We start from the raw sequence: 17999 nt of genomic DNA, 5'->3' as shown, positions 1-17999 counted from the left end.
ACCGATGTCCGAGCCCGCCGCCCTGCCGAGCCCCGTCACCGCTCTGGTCGAGACCCTGCTGAACGAGATCCTGGCGGCCGCGCCGGAACCGGCACGCGAGCGCCTGGCCGGCCGCGCGGTGGCCATCGTGGTCGAGCCGCCGGGGGTCGCGTTCAGTCTGGTGGGTGCCGCCGACCGCCTGCAGGTGATCGGCGGGGTGGAAGAACCCGTGGATGCCCGCGTGGCCGGCTCGCCATTGTCGCTGGGGGCGGCCATGACCCGCGACGACCGCAGCGGCCTGGAAATCACTGGGGATGCCACCGCACTGTCGGATCTGCAGCGCGCGCTGGGCGAGGCCGAGCACGACTGGGCGGCGCTGTTCGAGCGGGTTGCCGGCGCCGGTTCGGCCGGTCCGCTGCAGGACCTGTTCCGGCGTGCGACCGGCGGCCTGCGTCATGCGGCCACGCGCTCCGCCGAGGACCTGGCCGATTATGCCCGCGACGAGGCGGGCTGGCTGCCGCCGTCCGGGGCCTTCGAGGCCTTCAGCGAGGACGTGGCCCGCCTGCGCGACGATACCGCCCGGCTGGAGGCGCGCCTGCGCCGTCTCGAATCCGGAGACGCCTGACACCCATGCGACGCAGCTTCTACCAGGGTCTGCGGCTGTGGACCATCGCCCGGGTCCTGGTGCGCTACCGGCTGGACGTCATCCTGTTCACCCTCAAGCCGCTGCGTCCGCTGAGCTTCCTGCTCTATCTCGCGCCGTGGAACTGGTTCCGCCGCACCCGGGGCACGCGGGGTGAACGCATCCGCCGCGCGCTGGAGGACCTCGGGCCGATCTTCATCAAGTTCGGGCAGATGCTGTCGACCCGCCGCGACCTCCTCCCGGACGACATCGCGGTGGAGCTGGCGCGCCTGCAGGATCGTGTCCCGCCGTTCCCCGCCGACCGAGCGCGCGCGGTGATCGAGGCCGAGCTGGAACGCCCGGTGGACATCGCCTTTGCCGAGTTTTCCGATACCCCGCTGGCCTCGGCCTCCATCGCCCAGGTGCACGAGGCGCGGCTGCAGGACGGCCGCGAGGTGGTGGTGAAGGTCGTGCGGCCCGGCATCCTGAAGACCATCCGCGCGGACCTCGAGGTGATGCATACCATCGCCGCGCTGGCGGATCGCTACTGGAGCGAGGCTCGGCGGCTGCGCCCGCGTGAGGTGGTGGACGAGTACGAGAAGACCGTCACCGACGAGCTGGACCTGATCCGCGAGGGCGCCAACGCGGCGGCCATCCATCGCAATTTCGCGGACAGCCACCTGCTCTACATCCCGGAGATCATCTGGGACTACACGCGCCAGAGCGTGCTGGTGATGGAACGCATCGAGGGCATTCCGGTGGCCGACGTGGCCGCCCTGCGTGAACGCGGGGTGGATCTGCGGCTGCTGGCGGAGCGCGGCGTGGAGATCTTCTTCACCCAGGTGTTCAAGCACAACTTCTTCCACGCCGACATGCACCCGGGCAATATCTTCGTCGATGCCACCCATCCCGACGACCCGACGTACCGCGCGGTCGATTTCGGCATCGTCGGCTCGCTGCTGGACTCCGACCAGCGTTACCTCGCGGAGAACTTCTACGCCTTCTTCAACCGTGACTACCGGCGCGTGGCCGAGCTGCACGTGGAATCCGGCTGGGTCCCGAAGGACACCCGGGTCGACGAGTTCGAGGCGGCGATCCGGTCGGTGTGCGAGCCGATCTTCCAGAAGCCGCTGGACGAGATCTCCTTTGGCCAGGTGCTGATGCGGCTGTTCCAGACCGCGCGGCGCTTCGACATGGAGGTCCAGCCGCAGCTGGTGCTGTTGCAGAAGACCCTGCTGAACATCGAGGGCCTGGGGCGCCAGCTGTACCCGCAGCTGGACCTGTGGACCACCGCCAAGCCGTTCATCGAGCAGTGGATGCACGAGCGCATGGGGACGCGCGCCTTCTTCCGCAGCGCGCGCGAACACCTGCCGCGGCTGCTGGCCCATCTGCCGGAGCTGCCGCTGCATGTGGAGAAGGCGCTGACGGTGGAGGAGCAGCGGGCCGAACGCGATGCCGCGCTGCGCCAGCAGATCCGCGAGCTGGAGGACGGTCTCGGTCAGCAGGACCGGCGCCGGCGCGAGGGCCTGGCCGCGCTGGGGCTGCTGGTGGTGGCGGGCCTGAGCCTGCAGCTGGACGTGCCCGAGTGGCTGGGGCTGGCCTGGCCGGCCTGGCCCGCGGGGATCCTGGGGCTGGGGCTCTTGCTGTTCAGCCTGCGGCCGCTGCCGCCGCGGCCGCAGAACTGACCCGGCCGGCTCCGTTCCTGGCCCGGCCCGGGCCTCAGCCGAGCAGGCCGCGCAGCACGTAGAAGAACAGGATCGCCAGGATCGCCCCGGCCGGCAGGGTCACGATCCACGACATGAAGATCATGCGTACCAGGCGCAGGTCGATCGCCGCGATCCCGCGGGCCAGGCCCACGCCGAGGATCGCGCCCACCAGGGTGTGGGTGGTGGAGATCGGCAGGCCGGTGCCCGAGGCCAGCACCACGGTGGCGGCCGCGGCCGCCGTCGCGGCATAGCCGCGGCTGGGGGTCAGCTGGGTGATGCCGGTGCCCACCGTGGCGATCACCTTGTGGCCGTAGGTGAACAGGCCGAACACGATCCCGAAGCCGCCCAGCAGCAGGACCCACATCGGGACCAGCGTCTCCGGGTCCACCTCGCCGGTCTGGATGACGTCCACCACTGCGGCCAGCGGGCCCACGGCGTTGGCCACGTCGTTGGACCCCAGGGCAAAGGCCATGGCGCAGCCGGTGACCACCATCAGCACGCCGAAGACCTTCTCGACGTCAATGAAGTGCGAGCCGTTTTCGTCCGCCGGGATCTCCTCGAACCGCAGCCGGCGGATGGCCAGCATGCCGAACGCCACCACGATCAGGCTGATCAGGGTCGCCAGACCGTAACTCTGTACGGTGGTGAGATTGAGGCCGACATGGGTCAGCCCCTTGAACATGGTGACCAGCGCGGTCACGAAGGCGGTGAGGAAGATGTACAGCGGGGCCCAGCGCTTTGCGTTTTTCAGCGGGTCCACCGTGTCCAGGATCAGGAGCTGCACGCTGCGGAACAGGGCGAACGCGATCGCGCCGCCGATCATCGGCGAAAGAACCCAGGATGCCGCGATGGTGCCGACCCGCTCCCAGCGCACCACCTCGAACCCGAGCCCGACCACCGCGAAGCCGATGATGGCGCCGATGATGGAATGCGTGGTGGAGACCGGCCAGCCGAAATAGGACGCGACCATCAGCCAGGTCCCGGCCGCCGCCAGGGCCGCCAGCATCCCGAACACCAGCAGGTCCGGACTGTCCGCCAGTAGCTCGGAATCGACCATCCCGCTGCGGATGGTCTGGGTTACCTCGCCCCCGGCCAGCCAGGCACCGGCGAACACGAAGACCCCGGCCACCACCACCGCCTGGCGGATGGTCAGGGCACGTGACCCAACCGAGGTGCCCATGGCATTGGCCACGTCGTTGGCGCCGATGCCCCAGGCCATGAACAGACCGAAGATGACCGCAAGGGCGAGCAGCACAATGCCGTATTCCATGCCGTCTCCCGAGCCTCGTCTTGTGTCGGGTGGTTACTTGGCCAGCATCAGCTGCAGGCGGCTGCCCACGCGCTGTGCCAGGTCGGCGAGATCGCCAATGGAGTCGATCACGCGATACATGAACATCACGTTCACCGGCGGCAGCTCCGTCTCCCGGGCAAACAGCATTTCGCGGACCTCGCGCTGGGCGTCATCGGCCTCGTGCTCGAGGCTGTCGAGCTTCTGCAGGATGCGGTTGACGACCTCGACCTCGTGGCCGCGGAAACCGGCTTCCACCAGTTCGTCCAGTTCGTTGACCGCGCGGCCGGCCTGGTCGACGGTGTCCACGCTGCGCTGCAGGAACCGCTGTACCGGTTCCTGCATGTCGTCGGGGAAACGCATCTGCCGGCCCAGCATGAGCCCGGCGATGTCCTTGGCCTTGTTGGCGATCTGGTCCTGGATGAGGAGGGTGTCGAGGACGTCGCGGCGCGACATGGCGAGCATCAGCCCCTTGGGAAGGTGCAGACGCAGATCCTTCTTCAGGCGGTCGGCATCGTGTTCGAGTTCGACGATGCGCTCCTGATGGGTGCGAGCCGTGTCCCAGTCTTCGCGATCCACCGCCTGAATGAACAGCGGCAGTTCCGCGATACAGGAACGGACCTTGTCCATGTGCGCCTGCAGCGGGCGCACCGGGGACCGGCCGAACAGCTCGAAGACAAAGTTCTTGGGGCTCATGGCGGCGCGAAGAGTGTCACAGACCTCTAATCTAGCGCAAACGGCCCCGCCGTGCTTACCGGGCGGCTCTGCGTTACACTCGGCTATGAGCTGGGGGTGCCCCGTTGTCGCGAGCGACGAGGGGGCTGAGAGAGTCCCCTTGAACCTGAACCGGTTGACACCGGCGGAGGGAAGCTCGGTCAACGGTCTGCTGTACCCGGGGTCCCTGCCCCCGCGATCGCCCTGCCCGCGCTCCCTTCGCCTCACGCGACAGCAGAGGTCCGATCATGAGCGCCATCCCCGAGTCGTTTGCCCGCAAGACCGCCGAGGTCTCCGCGGAGGTCACCCGCCCGTTCCCGAACTCCGAGAAGCGCTACGTCGAGGGGTCGCGCGCGGACATCCGCGTGCCGTATCGCGAGGTCGCGCAGACGCCGACGATGACCTCCGGCACGCCCGAGGAGAACCCGCCGATCCCGGTCTACGACACCTCCGGCCCCTACACCGACCCCGAGGCGAGCATCGACCTGCACCGCGGCCTGGCGGATCTGCGCGGTGGCTGGATCGACGAACGTGCGGACACCGAGTGGCTGGACGGCCCGAGCTCGGAGTACGGCCGTGCCCGCGCCGCCGATCCGGAACTGGCCAGCCTGCGCTTCGAGCACATCCGCCCGCCGCGCCGCGCGCAGGCCGGCGCGAACGTGTCGCAGCTGCACTACGCCCGCCAGGGCATCATCACCCCGGAGATGGAGTTCGTCGCGATCCGCGAGAACAACCGCCTGCAGGAACTGCGCGCCGACCCGCGCTACCAGAAGTTGCTGCGAAGCCACGCCGGCGAGTCGTTCGGTGCCTCCATCCCCGAGGAGATCACCCCCGAGTTCGTGCGCGAGGAGATCGCCCGCGGCCGCGCGATCATCCCGGCGAACATCAATCACCCCGAGCTCGAGCCGATGATCATCGGCCGCAACTTCCGGGTGAAGGTGAACACCAATATCGGCAACTCCGCGGTCACCTCCTCGATCGAGGAAGAGGTGGAGAAGCTCGTCTGGTCCGCGCGCTGGGGTGGCGACACCCTGATGGACCTGTCCACCGGCAAGAACATCCACGAGACCCGCGAGTGGATCCTGCGCAACTCGCCGGTGCCGATCGGCACCGTGCCGATCTACCAGGCGCTGGAGAAGGTCGACGGCAAACCCGAGGACCTGACCTGGGAGCTGTTCCGCGACACCCTGATCGAGCAGGCCGAACAGGGCGTGGACTACTTCACCATCCACGCCGGCGTGCGCCTGCAGTACGTTCCGCTGACCGCCGACCGGGTGACCGGCATCGTCTCCCGCGGCGGCTCGATCATGGCCAAGTGGTGCCTGGCGCATCACCAGGAGAACTTCCTCTACACCCACTTCGACGAGATCTGCGAGATCATGCAGGCCTTCGACGTCTCGTTCTCGCTGGGCGACGGCCTGCGCCCCGGCTGCCTGGCCGACGCCAATGACGCCGCGCAGTTCGGCGAGCTGGAGACCCTGGGCGAGCTGACGCAGAAGGCCTGGGAACACGACGTGCAGGTGATGATCGAGGGCCCCGGCCATGTCCCGCTGCAGAAGGTGAAGGAGAACGTCGACAAGGAGCTGGAGGACTGCTTCGAGGCGCCCTTCTACACCCTCGGCCCGCTGGTGACCGACATCGCCCCGGCCTACGACCACATCACCTCCGGCATCGGCGCGGCCAACATCGGCTGGTACGGCACCGCGATGCTCTGCTACGTGACACCGAAGGAACATCTGGGCCTGCCGAACAAGCAGGACGTGCGCGACGGCATCATCACCTACAAGATCGCCGCCCACGCCGCCGACCTGGCCAAGGGTTTCCCCGGCGCGCAGCTGCAGGACAACGCCCTGTCCAAGGCGCGCTTCGAGTTCCGCTGGGAGGACCAGTTCAACCTGGCGCTGGATCCGGAGCGCGCGCGCGAATTCCACGACGAGACCCTGCCGAAGGAAGCGCACAAGGTCGCCCACTTCTGCTCCATGTGCGGCCCGAACTTCTGCTCGATGAAGATCACCCAGGACGTGCGCGACTACGCCGCGGCCCAGGGGCTTTCGGAACAGGAGGCGCTGGAAAAGGGCATGCAGGAGAAGGCGGTGGAGTTCGTCGAGAAGGGCGCGCAGATCTACCGCGAGGTGTAAGCCAACGGGGATAGCCCGGGTGAGGCCGCGTTAGCGCACCTCGATGCGGTCGCGCCCGTTCTTCTTGGCCGCGTACAGGGCCCGGTCGGCACGGTCGAAGGTGTCGACCCGGTCCTCGCCGGGTCGGTATTCGGTCACCCCGAAGCTCGCGGTGAGCGGCCCGACCGTCTCGAAGTCGAAGGCATTGATGCGGGCCTGCAGGTCGCGGGCGGCGGCCACGGCCTGGTCGGCCCGGGTCTGCGGCAGCAGCACGAAGAATTCCTCCCCGCCGATCCGCCCCGCGGCGTCCGCCTTGCGCAGGTGTTGGCGCAACAGTTCGGCGAACTGCTGCAGCACCGCGTCGCCGACGCTGTGGCCCCAGGTGTCGTTCACCGCCTTGAAGTGGTCGATATCCATCAGGATCACCGAGAACGGCTGGCCGTAGCGCTCGGCGCGGGCGCGCTCCTCCTCGAACCGCTGTTCGATGTGCGCGCGGTTCCACAGCGAGGTCAGCGAATCGATCTGCGCGGAATGAGTCAGCTCGCACTGCTGCAGGAATGTGGCCTTGAGCGCGCGTTCCAGGATGAAGGCGGCCAGCACCCCGAACGAGAAGGCCGCCAGTACCCAGAACAGATGCAGCTGCACCAGCCCGGTTGGCATCGGCAGCTGAACCGTGGCGGCAATCACCAGGGCGACGATCGCTCCGGCCGAAATCGAGGCCTGACGCAGCGTCAGTCCCGATACCGTGAAGGTCCAGATGATGCTCAGGTAGATCTCGGGGGCGAACACCAGGAACTGCGGCGAGCCCGCGTTCAGGTGCAGATTGGCGGCGTTCGCGACCACCGGCGCGATCATCAGCAATGCCCACATCCAGCGCTGCAGGGAGGCCCGCAGGCTCATCGCCGCCACCGCCAGCAGCATGCCCGGGACCAGCAGGGCATGGGCGAAGACGCGCAGGCCGGTTGCGTCGGCGTCCACCGTCTGCTCGATACCGGCGTACAGCAGATACATCGCGGCGGTCAGAAGCGCGATGTAGCGAACCTGCGGGATGCGCGCGGCCCGCAGCCAGGCCGAGAACGCGTGGCGGGTCGCCTCGTCTTCGCCGTGCAGCGGATCCAGTCGGGCCCGCAGTGGTCGTTCCGTTTCCAAATTGACCCCCCGTTGCGAGACCGGCCTCCGCCGCCGGTGTGCCACCGGGGCACCATGGGCCCGCCATCATCATGATGCGGGTATTCACCGGAAAATGTCAGCCCGGCAGGAGCGATGGCCTCGCCTGGCGGGTTGACGCTGTGGGCCCGCTTCGGTAGGAAGAATGTCCATTGTCCGTCGGGTTTTCCGTCGCGGGCAATCACTCACGGTCGAGGTCCTTCCATGTTGCGAATCCGAACCCTCCCGGTGCTGTTTCTCGTGCTGGCCGTCGCCGGTCCCGGCTCCGTGGCGCTGGCCTTCGAGCGCGGCGATTCCGGGGATGTGGCCGTGCGCTCGGCCGAGCTGCGCGCGGCGCCCGGTCATCTGAGCGCGATCCGTGGTCATCTCGATTACGGCACCCGAGTCGAGGTCAGGGACCATAGCCAGGGATTTCTGCGGGTGCGCAGCGAGGCCGGCGAAGAGGGCTGGCTGCACCCGTCCGCGCTGAGTCGGGATCCGGTGATCCTGACGGGGGACGGGGACGACGTTGAACGGGACGCGGATCGCGACGAGATCGCCCTGGCCGGGCGCGGCTTCAACGAGGAGGTGGAAGAGCGCTATCGCAGTGAGCGCGGCCTGTCCTTCGCCCCGGTCGACCAAATGGAAGCCGGGGGGGCGGATCCCGAGGATCTGAGGGCGTTCATCGAGCAGGGCGAGCTGCATCTGCCGGAGGGTGAGTGATGCGAGTACGCAATGGATCCTGCCTGCTGCTGCCGGTGTTCCTGGTACTGTCGCTGGCGCTGCTCGCGGGTTGCCGCACGGTCGCTTCGGTGGGTGCCGAGCTCGGTACACAGGCCGGCGTGCTGGATGCGCGGCAGGCCGAAAGCCTGCGCCAGACCGGTGAGCTGGCGGAGCGCAGCATGGAGGACTTCACCCCGGAGCAGGAATATTTCATCGGCCGCGCCGTGGCGGCCCGGGTGCTGGAGGACTACGCGGTACACGATGATCCGGCCGCACAGGCGTACCTCAACAACCTGGGCGGGGTCCTGGCCCTGCACTCGGAGCGCCCGAGCCTCTATCAGGGGTATTCCTTCCGCCTGCTGGATTCCGACGAGCTCAATGCCTTTGCCACCCCGGGCGGGCATATCTTCATCACCCGCGGCATGGCCCGGCTGGCGGAAACCGAGGACGAACTGGCGGCCATCCTCGCGCACGAGATCGCGCACGTGCAGGAGCGTCATGGCCTGCAGGCGATCCGCAGCTCGCGCGTGACCGCGGCGCTTACCAGTGCGGCGCTGACCGGGGCACACCTGGCGGGGGACGATGATCTGCGCGAGCTGACGGACATCTTCGAGGACTCCATCGACGACATCACCCGGACCCTGTTCGTGAATGGCTATTCGCGCGAGTTCGAGCGCGAGGCCGATGCCGGCGCGGTGGCCATCCTCGAGCGCACGGGCTATCGCCCCGAGGCGCTGACTCGCGTGCTGGAGCGCATGGATGACGAATGGGACCCGCAGGGCCCGGGATTCGCCCGCACCCATCCATCGCCCTCCAGGCGCATCGCGGAGCTGGGGCTGGAGCCGGCGGACTCGCGCAGCGAGGCCCGGGCCGAGCGTTTCTCGCGGTTCCGCGCGGCCCTCTGACGGCGACTCCGGATGTCCGCCAGCTCCCGCTCCGGAGGCCGTTTCCGGCGGGCCCTGATGACCGGGCTGCTGGCGGTCCTGCTGGCCCTGGTGGCGGAGCAGTCGGGCTGGCTCGACGGTCCGGAGCGGGCGGCCTACGACCTGCAGGCGCGCCTGCTGGCCGGGCTGATGCCTCCGGACCAGGACGACGAGGTCGTGCTGATCCTGGTCGACGAGCAGAGCCTCGAGTGGGCGCTGGATACCCAGGGCCAGGGCTGGCCATGGCCGCGCGAGTACCCGGCGGTGATCGCCGATTTCGCCCGTCGTGCGGGGGCCGCCTCGCTGACCTTTGATGTGCTCTACACCGACGATTCCCGTTTCGGCGTGCATGATGATCGGCGGTTCGCGCGGGCCGCCGCGGATTTCGGTCCGACCGTTTTCGCCGCGCTGTACGGCGAGGAGGCCGCCCGCCACGACCGGTTTCCGCAGGACGCGCCCGTCTCGTCCGCGACGGTGGAGGTCGAAGGGGCCGGTAGCGCCACCTTCCCCGCGTTTTCCCGCGCGACCTTCCCGGTGACCGAGCTTGCGCAGTCGGCGGCGCGCATGGGCAACGTGCACATTACCCCGGATCCGGACGGGGTCTACCGCCGGGTTCCGCCGGTGACCCGCTTCGACGGGGAGCTGGTGCCGGGTCTGGGGCTGGCGGCCTTTCTCGCGGGATCGGAGGAGCCGCCCGATCTGCGGCTGGAGGACGACGGTCGGGCACTGCGGGTCGGCGAACGGCGTGTGCCGCTGGACCCGGATGGCCGCCTGATCCTGCGCTTCGAGCGGCCGGGTGCGGAACGTACCCGGCTGCGGGCGGCCGCGGTCATCCAGAGCGAACTGCGGCTGGCGGCTGACGCCGAGGCCGACCCCGGGGCCGACCCCGGGGCCGATCCGCCGGTCGACCCCGCAGAACTCGAAGGGCGGCACGTAATGGTGGGGCTGTCGGCGGCCGGGCTGTTCGATCTGCGACCGCTGCCGCTGGATCCGCGTGCGCCCGGCGTGGAGTTCCACGCGACCATGCTGGAGAACCTGACCGCGGGGCGTTTCATGCGCGAGGTCGACGCCACCCGGGCGCAGATGCTGGTCGGTCTGCTGGCCTTTCTGCCGGCGTTCCTCGCCGGGCTGGGGCGCAGCAGTGCGAGCACGGCCCTGGCGATTGCGTTCGCCCTGGTGGCGCCGGTGCTGCTGTCCGGCTTTGCGCATGCCGGCGGGGTGTGGCTGCCCCTGGTCGTGCCACTGGTGGCCGGGCTGACGGGGACCGTGGGGGCCGCGGTCTACAACTATGCCCGCGAGGGCCGTGAACGGCGCTTCATCAAGGCGGCCTTCGCGCAGTATCTCAGCCCGCAGGTGATCGAGCGCCTGCTGGAGGAGCCCGATCGCCTGAAGCTGGGGGGCGAGCGCCGCGAGCTCACCATCTTCTTCAGTGATCTGGAGGGGTTTACCAGCCTCAGCGAACGGCTGTCACCGGATGATCTGACGCGGCTGCTCAACGAGTACCTGACCGAGATGACCGACATCCTTACGGCCTGTGGTGCCACCATCGACAAGTACGAGGGGGATGCGATCATCGCCTTCTGGAACGCGCCGGTGGATGTCCCCGACCATCCGCGCCGGGCGGTGGAGGCGGCGCTCGAATGTCAGCGCCGGCTGGCGGCCATGGCGCCGCGCCTGCGCGGGCGGGCCGGACGCGATCTCGCGATGCGTATCGGCGTGAACACCGGCGAGGCGGTGGTCGGCAACATGGGTTCGCGTACCCGTTTCGACTACACCATGCTCGGTGACGCGGTGAATCTGGCCGCGCGGCTGGAAGGGGCGAACAAGGTCTTCGGCACGTACACCCTGATCGCGGAGAGCACCGTACGGAAGCTCCCCGAAACGCTGTATTGCCGCGAGCTGGGCGAGATCCGCGTGGTCGGACGGGCGCGCCCGGTGCGGGTCTACGAGCCGGTCGCGCGGCTGGCCCTGGATGCGGCTCCCGAACGCTACGAGGTCTTCGCCCGGGCGCTGCAGATGCTGCGCCAGGGTCGGGTGGAGGAGGCGCGAGCGCTGTTCGCGACCATTGCCGATCAGGACCCGCCCGCGGCACGCTACGTCGAACGCTGCACGCGACTGCTGGAACAGGGCGAGGCCGGCGACGGCGTCTGGGAGCTCGACGCGAAGTAGCCGCGCCGCGTTCAGAGCCCCTGGCGCAGGGTGCCCAGCAGCTGGCTCATGCTCGCGTCGATGTCCATCTCGACGATCGTGGTGATGGATACAAAGTTCTGCATGGCATTGATGTTGGCGTCGCGCCGCGATGCCAGGCGTATCCGCTCCATCAGGGCACGGTTGACCGTGTTCAGCTCCCGGTGCAGTTCCTGCAGCCCTTCCATGTCCCAGTCCGGCGGTGCTTCGCCCTCCCGGCGGTCGAGGTACTGACGGACCAGATAGGTCCCCGCCATGCGGTACAGCGTTTCCTCGAGGGTGGCGAACGGCAGGTGGAATTCCGCCAGCGGGCGCAGCCGCGACAGGATCGGGCAGGCGCCCGAGGCCATGATCAGCCCGAACAGCGAGCGCAGGAATTCCTGGACGTCGCATTCCTTCAGATAGCTGCGTACGGGGGTGTCCACGCGGCCCCGGATGCGTTCCACCGACGGGCTGTCGGCGAAATGCCGGGCGATATCGGCGAACTCGATGGCCGCCGGGCAGTATTCCACGGTGCGCGCATCCAGCGGACAGTTTTCGCACTGTCGGCATTCCAGGCGGGTCCAGTCCGGATGGGCCTCGTCGTTATGGCGCGCCGGGTCCCGCGAGCGGTGGATATCCACCCGATAGCACCACTCGCTGCCGTCACTGCGTTCCAGGCGATAGATGATTTCGCTCATCGCTTTCTCTTCCCGCCGCTTTCACCGTGTTTTTGTGAAGCCTATCACGCTGCGCCGGGCCTGCCGCTCCCGGCTCCCGCGGTTTCTTTTTCACGGAGTTTCTGATCCTGGCTAACGCCTGGCTCACGCTTCGGGGGTGTAATCCCGCACGGAGCATGACAGCATTAGCACCCGCTCCGGATCAGGGAATGGTTCCGGACGGGCCATATGGATATCCAGAGGGATGCTTCAATGCGCTTCGGAGTTGCCAGTCGCCTGCGTGGCGGCCTGATCGGGCTCGCACTCGTTACGGTCGTCGCGAGTATCGTTTCCCTCGTTTCCTTCGAACGCTTCGCGAGCAGTTTCGACGAACTGGCGGCGGAACAGGTGCCGGTGCTCATGGGGACCGGCAACCTGGTCCAGCGCAGCGAGGCGATCGTTTCCACGTCAGTCGGTCTGCTCACGGCCGGAGACCCGGCCGAGCGGGCTTCCGGTTTTGCCGAAATCGAGCGTTACAACGCCGATATCGGTGCCCTTCTGGAACAGATGCCGCGCAACCAGGTGGACCCGGCAACCCTCGAGGAACTCGATTTCCTGCGCGAAGACATGATGGGCTCGGTGCGTGCCCTGGAGGCGGTAATGGAGGAACATGCCGCTCACGAGGAGCGCACGCGGTCGGTGCTGGCCGATCTGCGCGAGGCGCGCAGCGGGCTGGGCCGTCTGCGCGATGACCCGGATTATCCGGCGAGCTGGCTGGGACGCGCCGGCATGGTGATCATGAGTCTGGCCATGGCCGCGACGGTGGACTCGCGTGAAGACCTGGCCCCGCTGCGCGAACAGGCCAGGGACCGCGTCGAGATCCTCGTCCGCGCGACGGAAGACCTGCCGCCGGCACTGCGCCCGCAGGCCCGGCAGCTGACCGCGGATCTGCGCCGGCTCGTCCACGGCGACACGGGACTGCTGGCCACGCGCGAAGGCCAGCTGCGTCAGGCGGAGGCGGTGCAGGCCGAGCTCGGTACGGTGCGCGCCCGCGCCGGCCGTCTGGTCAGCGAGCTGTCGATGCTCACCTTCGAGCTGGAAACTAGCGTGATCACGCGGCAGGAGGAGGTGCAGGAGCTCTCGGATCAGCGCATGACGGTGCTGGCCGCCACCATGGCCATCGGCCTCCTGCTGGCGGGGGCGATCATTCAGTACGTCAATCGCCGGGTCGTGCGCCGGCTGCAGTCTCTTCACCACGGCATGAACGGCTGTGTCGGGGGCGAAAACACCTCGGTTCCGGTCGAGGGCAACGACGAGATCGGCGACATCGGACGGGCCGCGAACTACTTCATCGACTCTGTGCGCCGGCGCGAGGAGATGCTGGAGAAGCTGTTCGATGCCACTCCCCTGCCACTGGTGCTGTGCGAACCGGCCATGGGGGTCATCGAGCGGCACAATCGGCGTCTGACCGACCTGTTCGGACCCGATATCGAGAATGTCGGGATGCTGTTCGAAAACGCTCGGGACTGGGAGGAGCTGCGGGAGAACCTGGCCGGCGGGGCCTTCGTGGATCATCACGAACTGCAGCTGCGGCGGGCCGACGGCAGCCCGTTCTGGGCCCTGATCTCCGCACGCCGGATCACCCTGGGCGAGCGTGAACTCCTGCTGCTCAGTGCGCTGGACATCTCGGCCCGCAAGCAGGCCGAAGCCGCGATGCGCGAGGCCAAGGAACGCGCCGAAGACGCCACGCGGGCGAAGTCCGAATTCCTGGCCAACATGAGCCACGAACTGCGCACCCCGCTGAACGCCATCATCGGCTACAGCGACATGCTGCTGGAAGAAGCCGAGGACATGGGCTTCAGCGATTTCGATGACGACCTCGAGAAGATCCGCTCCGCGGGGCGCCACCTGCTGATGCTCATCAACGACATCCTCGATATCTCCAAGATCGAGGCGGGCCGCATGCAGCTGTACCTGGAGGATCAGGAAGTCAGCCAGATCGCCTCCGAGGTCGAGGCGATGGTCACGCCGCTGGTGGGCAAGAACGGGAACCGGCTGGTTGTCGAGGGCGCCGAGGGTGCCGGCACCATGCATACCGATGTCACCAAGCTGCGTCAGTGCCTGTTCAACCTGCTCTCCAACGCCGCCAAGTTTACCGAGAACGGGGAGATTCGCCTGGAGATCGAGACGCGCCCGGACGCCTCGGACCCCGAGGCCGACCGGTTGTATTTTCACGTGAGCGACACCGGGATCGGCCTCAGCGAGGATCAGATGGCCCGGCTGTTCCGTTCGTTTTCCCAGGCGGATGCCTCCACCACCCGCAAGTACGGGGGGACCGGTCTGGGGCTCGCCATCACTCGTCACTTCGCCCGCATGATGGGCGGAGACGTCACCGTCAGCAGCGAGCCGGGTGCGGGATCCACCTTCACCGTGGAACTGCCGCGCGTTTCCAGCGAGTCGGCGCCGGAGCCGAGCGAGGGCACCGGCACCCTCCTGCTGTTCGACCAGGACGAGAACCTCTACCGCATGATCGGTGGCGGGCTGGAGGAGGAAGGTTACTCGGTGGTGTTCGCCAGCACCGTGGACGAGGCGCTGAACAAGGTCGAGGAGGTGCACCCGGACCTGATCGCGGTGGGCTGCCAGATGGAGCAGGGCAACGGCTGGACACTGGTGACCACGCTCAAGCAGATGCCCGGGGCTTCGGAGATCCCGCTGCTCATGGTGGGGCAGCGCGAGGATGGCGACTCCGCCCATGCACTGCCCCTGGGCAACGTGGTCACAAAGCCGGTGGATACGCGTCACTTGATGCAGATCATCAACCGTCATGGCAAACCGGGCGATGGTGACCACGTTCTGGTTGTGGATGACGACCCCGACGCCCGGGCCGTCCTGGAACGGCTCCTGGACCGCGAAGGAATCGCCACCGCACCCGCGGGGGATGGCATTGAGGCGCTGGAGTCCATGGGGAAAAAACGCCCCTCGATGCTCCTGCTGGATCTGATGATGCCGAATCTGGACGGCTTCGGCGTGCTCGAGGCCATGCAGGGGGACCCCGAGCTGCGTGATGTGCCGGTGGTCGTCATCACCGCCAAGGACCTGGAGCCGGACGAGGCGCGTCAGCTTCAGGAACGAACGCTCCGGGTCCTGCGCAAGGGGCAGTACGACCGGCGGACCCTGCTGGAGATGATCAAGAACCGGCTGGTCCGCGAGCAGGCCGCTGCGGGTGCGGCCGTCGCCGAAACCGAAACCGCCGGAACCGACGCATGAAGACTCGCTCTCGGGAGGTCACGTGGCAGCAAGAGACGCGCGCGCCAGGCGCCTGAAACTGACGGCCGCCGCCTGTTGCTGCGGCGTGATACTGGCACTCGGATATCCGGCCCTCGCTGTCGCCGATCCCGAACGGGACCTGCGCGTGGCCACCCGGGCTCTGAGCTTCCTGGACCACCGGCCCAGCGGGGACATGCCCGTAGCCGTGGTTTACGCCGCCGGCGATTCCGCTTCCGAGGCTCATGCGCGTCGCATGGCCGATGCGATGGGCGACGGCGGCCCGCAGGGGCGGATCCGTCTCGTGCCGACCCTGATGGCAGCCGACGAGCTGGGGGCCCTGGACCGCCAGGAAGCCGTCCTGATCGCTGACGGTCTCGCCGACGATCAGGCCATGGAGGTCTTCTCCGCTGCGAGCCGGCGCGGCCTGATCACCATCGCTTCGGACATGGCATGCGTGGATGCGGGCCATTGCGTGATGGCGGTGGCCAGTGAGCCGCGGGTCCAGATCGTCGTCAGCCGCGACGCGGCCCGGGAAAGCGATGTGGGCTTTGCATCCTCCTTCCGCATGATGATCACCGAACGATGATGGCCGCCGTTATGAACCTTAATCCCCTCCCTTCCGGTTTCGATGTTCGCGTTCGCCCGCTCGCCATTGGCGTTGCCCTGCTGTCCGCGGGAATGGTCCCCGCGCCGGTGCTGGCCCAGGCCATCGATTACGGTGCGCTGGAAGATCTGTTCCAGGAGCCGGTGACCACCAGCGCCACCGGGTCTCCGCAGCGCAGCACCGAGGTGCCGGCGGACATGGAGATCATCTCCGCCGAAGATATCCGCCGTTCCGGCGCGACCGACATCCCGGAACTGCTGCGTCAGGTCCAGGGGGTGGATGTCTGGCGGCACAGCTTTGCCGCGGTCGACGCCACCGTGCGCGGGTACAACCGCCCGTATTCCCAGCGCCTGCTGGTACTGATCAATGGTCGCCAGGTCTACAAGGACTATTGCGGCTATACCAGCTGGGGCGCGCTGCCGGTCAATCTGTCCGAGATCCGTCAGATCGAGGTGGTGAAGGGTCCCAACGCGGCGCTGTTCGGCTTCAATGCAGTGGGCGGCGTGGTCAACATCATCACCTACAGCCCGCTGTATGACGATCACAACAACGTGACCGTGCGCGCCGGCAATCACGGGTATCAGGAGGTTTCCCTCACCCACACGGCGCAATTCGGGGACGTCGGCGGGGCCCGGATCTCGCTGGGTGGTTACGGTGCCGACGAGTTCGACACCGATGCGCACCCGGTGGATGAACCTTTCCGGCTGGATCGCTCGCGCCGCCGGCATGCCGCCGTCGATACCCTCTTCCAGGTCAGTGATCGGACCCAGGTGGGCATCGAAGCCACTACCGTTCGTACGGACCAGACCAACCTGCTGCCGTTCTATGGTCTGACTCAGGCCAAGTACGACAACCAGTCGCTGCGGGTCAACCTGGGAGCCGACACCGACTTCGGCCTGATCGAGGCGACGGCCTACCAGAACGTCACCCACGTGGACATGAACAATGCGTTCATCGGCGACACCCAGATCGACAACCGCATTACCGTTGCGCGCGTCCAGAATCTGATCAAGCCCGCCAGCGATCACACCTTCCGCATGACCGGCGAGTTCCGCCGCAACGTCCTCTACAGCCTGCCGTTCGAGGGCGGCAAGGTGAGTTACGACGTCTGGGCTGCGGGCGGCATGTGGGACTGGCAGATGACCCCGCGCCTGACCCTGAACAATGCCGTGCGCTACGATCGCCTGAGTTCGGGGCGCAGTGGCAGGCTGCCCGATACCTGGCTGTACGAGCAGGACGACTACGACGTCACGCTCAACGAGGTCAGCTGGAACAGCGGTCTGGTCTTCCGTGCCACGGACAACGACACCTTCCGTCTGCTGGCGGGCAGCGGGGTCCAGCTGCCTTCGATGATCGAGGGGAGCTTCATGTTTCTGCTCGATCCCAACGATTACGGCATCACCCAGATGGGCAACCTCGCCGGAGGGGCCGGGAGCCCCGAGGTGGAGCCCACCCGTGTCACCAATGTCGCGCTGACCTGGGATCGGGAGATCCCGCAATGGGATGCCAGCCTCAAGACCTCGGTCTTTCACACCCGCAACAAGGACCTCAAGAGCGTCCCGGGGATTCGCCCCGACACAATGGTCGATCAGGTCCCCTACGTGATGTTCACCAACGTGGGCGATTCCTCCGCCAGCGGCTTCGAGGTCGGTCTGAGCCGGACCACACGCAACTGGATCATGGAAGGCAGCTACGCCTACCTGCGCGTCAGCGATGACCTCGACGATTCCGTCTACGGTCCCGACGGGAGCCCGGTCAAGGCCATCGACTACGAGGACAGCAGCTCGCGGCACAAGATCAACGCCCGTCTGGGCTACGCGACCGGCCCGTGGGAGTTCGATCTCTACGGCAACTACGTCAGCGGATACTCCCTGCTGGAAAGCGGCGGAAGCCCGTTCGAGATGCGTGAAGTGGATGTCCCGAGCTACACCCTGTTCAGCGGGCGGATCGGGTACCAGTTCACCGACAACGCCTCGCTGGCGTTGTCGGCACAGGGGTTCAACACCTCCAGCCACCGCGAAAGCGCTGCGCCCGAAGTCGAGCGCCGCGTGCAGATGACCCTGTCGGTCGATTACTGAGAGCGAG

General features: G+C 67.6%; 13 protein-coding genes and 1 riboswitch. Of the genes, 9 read left to right on the top strand and 4 right to left on the bottom strand.

The window, feature by feature from the left end; all coding sequences use genetic code 11:
* Positions 1 to 4: 4 nt before the first annotated feature.
* Both F787_RS0103095 and ubiB read left to right on the top strand, forming a co-directional pair.
* A complete protein-coding gene (locus F787_RS0103095) occupies positions 5 to 604 on the top strand; it encodes an SCP2 domain-containing protein (RefSeq protein ID WP_028491285.1) in 600 nt (199 codons plus the stop codon).
* A 5-nt stretch (positions 605 to 609) separates the two neighbouring features.
* On the top strand, positions 610 to 2286 hold the full coding sequence (ubiB, locus tag F787_RS0103090) for a ubiquinone biosynthesis regulatory protein kinase UbiB (RefSeq protein ID WP_028491284.1): 1677 nt from the start codon (positions 610 to 612) through the stop codon (positions 2284 to 2286).
* Between the two features lie 34 nt (positions 2287 to 2320).
* On the opposite strand, the gene F787_RS0103085 is transcribed toward ubiB, so the two are convergent.
* Both F787_RS0103085 and F787_RS0103080 read right to left on the bottom strand, forming a co-directional pair.
* Positions 2321 to 3577, bottom strand: coding sequence for an inorganic phosphate transporter (locus tag F787_RS0103085; protein WP_028491283.1), 1257 nt, complete (start codon positions 3575 to 3577; stop codon positions 2321 to 2323).
* Positions 3578 to 3610: 33 nt separating this feature from the next.
* On the bottom strand, positions 3611 to 4291 hold the full coding sequence (locus F787_RS0103080; RefSeq protein ID WP_018868847.1) for a TIGR00153 family protein: 681 nt from the start codon (positions 4289 to 4291) through the stop codon (positions 3611 to 3613).
* A gap of 82 nt (positions 4292 to 4373) precedes the next feature.
* A riboswitch (TPP riboswitch) is annotated at positions 4374 to 4480 on the top strand.
* A 77-nt stretch (positions 4481 to 4557) separates the two neighbouring features.
* On the opposite strand from F787_RS0103080, the gene thiC reads away from it, so the two are divergent.
* On the top strand, positions 4558 to 6447 hold the full coding sequence (thiC, locus tag F787_RS0103075) for a phosphomethylpyrimidine synthase ThiC (RefSeq protein ID WP_028491282.1): 1890 nt from the start codon (positions 4558 to 4560) through the stop codon (positions 6445 to 6447).
* A gap of 30 nt (positions 6448 to 6477) precedes the next feature.
* On the opposite strand, the gene F787_RS0103070 is transcribed toward thiC, so the two are convergent.
* Positions 6478 to 7575: a diguanylate cyclase gene (locus tag F787_RS0103070; RefSeq protein ID WP_028491281.1), complete on the bottom strand. Its 1098-nt coding sequence runs from the start codon at positions 7573 to 7575 to the stop codon at positions 6478 to 6480.
* A 222-nt stretch (positions 7576 to 7797) separates the two neighbouring features.
* Here F787_RS0103070 and F787_RS0103065 point away from each other — a divergent pair, with 222 nt between their 5' ends.
* The 3 genes from F787_RS0103065 to F787_RS0103055 are packed head-to-tail and all read left to right on the top strand — an operon-like array spanning position 7798 to position 11387.
* On the top strand, positions 7798 to 8295 hold the full coding sequence (locus tag F787_RS0103065) for an SH3 domain-containing protein (RefSeq protein WP_231373392.1): 498 nt from the start codon (positions 7798 to 7800) through the stop codon (positions 8293 to 8295).
* Positions 8295 to 9200 (top strand): M48 family metalloprotease, encoded by a 906-nt coding sequence (locus F787_RS0103060; RefSeq protein WP_028491279.1) that lies wholly within the window; start codon positions 8295 to 8297, stop codon positions 9198 to 9200. The genes F787_RS0103065 and F787_RS0103060 overlap by 1 nt, the downstream gene beginning before the upstream one ends.
* Before the next feature lie 57 nt (positions 9201 to 9257).
* A complete protein-coding gene (locus tag F787_RS0103055) occupies positions 9258 to 11387 on the top strand; it encodes an adenylate/guanylate cyclase domain-containing protein (RefSeq protein ID WP_028491278.1) in 2130 nt (709 codons plus the stop codon).
* 11 nt (positions 11388 to 11398) lie between these two features.
* On the opposite strand, the gene F787_RS0103050 is transcribed toward F787_RS0103055, so the two are convergent.
* Positions 11399 to 12085, bottom strand: coding sequence for a hypothetical protein (locus tag F787_RS0103050; RefSeq protein ID WP_028491277.1), 687 nt, complete (start codon positions 12083 to 12085; stop codon positions 11399 to 11401).
* A 231-nt stretch (positions 12086 to 12316) separates the two neighbouring features.
* Between F787_RS0103050 and F787_RS0103045 the strand changes: the two genes are divergently transcribed.
* Genes F787_RS0103045 through F787_RS0103035 form a run of 3 tightly spaced genes read left to right on the top strand, consistent with a single transcriptional unit; the run spans position 12317 to position 17992 of the window.
* Positions 12317 to 15310 (top strand): response regulator, encoded by a 2994-nt coding sequence (locus F787_RS0103045; RefSeq protein ID WP_028491276.1) that lies wholly within the window; start codon positions 12317 to 12319, stop codon positions 15308 to 15310.
* A 22-nt stretch (positions 15311 to 15332) separates the two neighbouring features.
* Positions 15333 to 15896 carry a hypothetical protein gene (locus F787_RS0103040; RefSeq protein ID WP_231373390.1) on the top strand — a complete coding sequence of 188 codons (564 nt, stop codon included), beginning with the start codon at positions 15333 to 15335 and terminating at the stop codon, positions 15894 to 15896.
* A gap of 11 nt (positions 15897 to 15907) precedes the next feature.
* The gene (locus F787_RS0103035) at positions 15908 to 17992 is read left to right on the top strand and encodes a TonB-dependent siderophore receptor (RefSeq protein WP_304412509.1); all 2085 of its coding nucleotides are present in this window, start codon (positions 15908 to 15910) and stop codon (positions 17990 to 17992) included.
* Positions 17993 to 17999: the final 7 nt, after the last annotated feature.

This window comes from Thioalkalivibrio sp. ALE19, from assembly GCF_000428605.1.
Classification (GTDB): Bacteria; Pseudomonadota; Gammaproteobacteria; order Ectothiorhodospirales; family Ectothiorhodospiraceae; genus Thioalkalivibrio.
The sequence above is the reverse complement of the archived record's forward strand: the minus strand, read 5'-3'. Positions and strand labels throughout refer to the sequence as shown.

Coding starts and splice junctions, on each gene's coding strand:
- F787_RS0103060 (WP_028491279.1), top strand. CDS start 8,295: ATGCGAGTACGCAATGGATCCTGCCTGCTGCTGCCGGTGTTCCTGGTA.
- F787_RS0103085 (WP_028491283.1), bottom strand. CDS start 3,577: ATGGAATACGGCATTGTGCTGCTCGCCCTTGCGGTCATCTTCGGTCTG.
- ubiB (WP_028491284.1), top strand. CDS start 610: ATGCGACGCAGCTTCTACCAGGGTCTGCGGCTGTGGACCATCGCCCGG.
- F787_RS0103065 (WP_231373392.1), top strand. CDS start 7,798: ATGTTGCGAATCCGAACCCTCCCGGTGCTGTTTCTCGTGCTGGCCGTC.
- F787_RS0103050 (WP_028491277.1), bottom strand. CDS start 12,085: ATGAGCGAAATCATCTATCGCCTGGAACGCAGTGACGGCAGCGAGTGG.
- F787_RS0103095 (WP_028491285.1), top strand. CDS start 5: ATGTCCGAGCCCGCCGCCCTGCCGAGCCCCGTCACCGCTCTGGTCGAG.
- F787_RS0103035 (WP_304412509.1), top strand. CDS start 15,908: ATGAACCTTAATCCCCTCCCTTCCGGTTTCGATGTTCGCGTTCGCCCG.
- F787_RS0103080 (WP_018868847.1), bottom strand. CDS start 4,291: ATGAGCCCCAAGAACTTTGTCTTCGAGCTGTTCGGCCGGTCCCCGGTG.
- F787_RS0103055 (WP_028491278.1), top strand. CDS start 9,258: ATGACCGGGCTGCTGGCGGTCCTGCTGGCCCTGGTGGCGGAGCAGTCG.
- F787_RS0103045 (WP_028491276.1), top strand. CDS start 12,317: ATGCGCTTCGGAGTTGCCAGTCGCCTGCGTGGCGGCCTGATCGGGCTC.
- thiC (WP_028491282.1), top strand. CDS start 4,558: ATGAGCGCCATCCCCGAGTCGTTTGCCCGCAAGACCGCCGAGGTCTCC.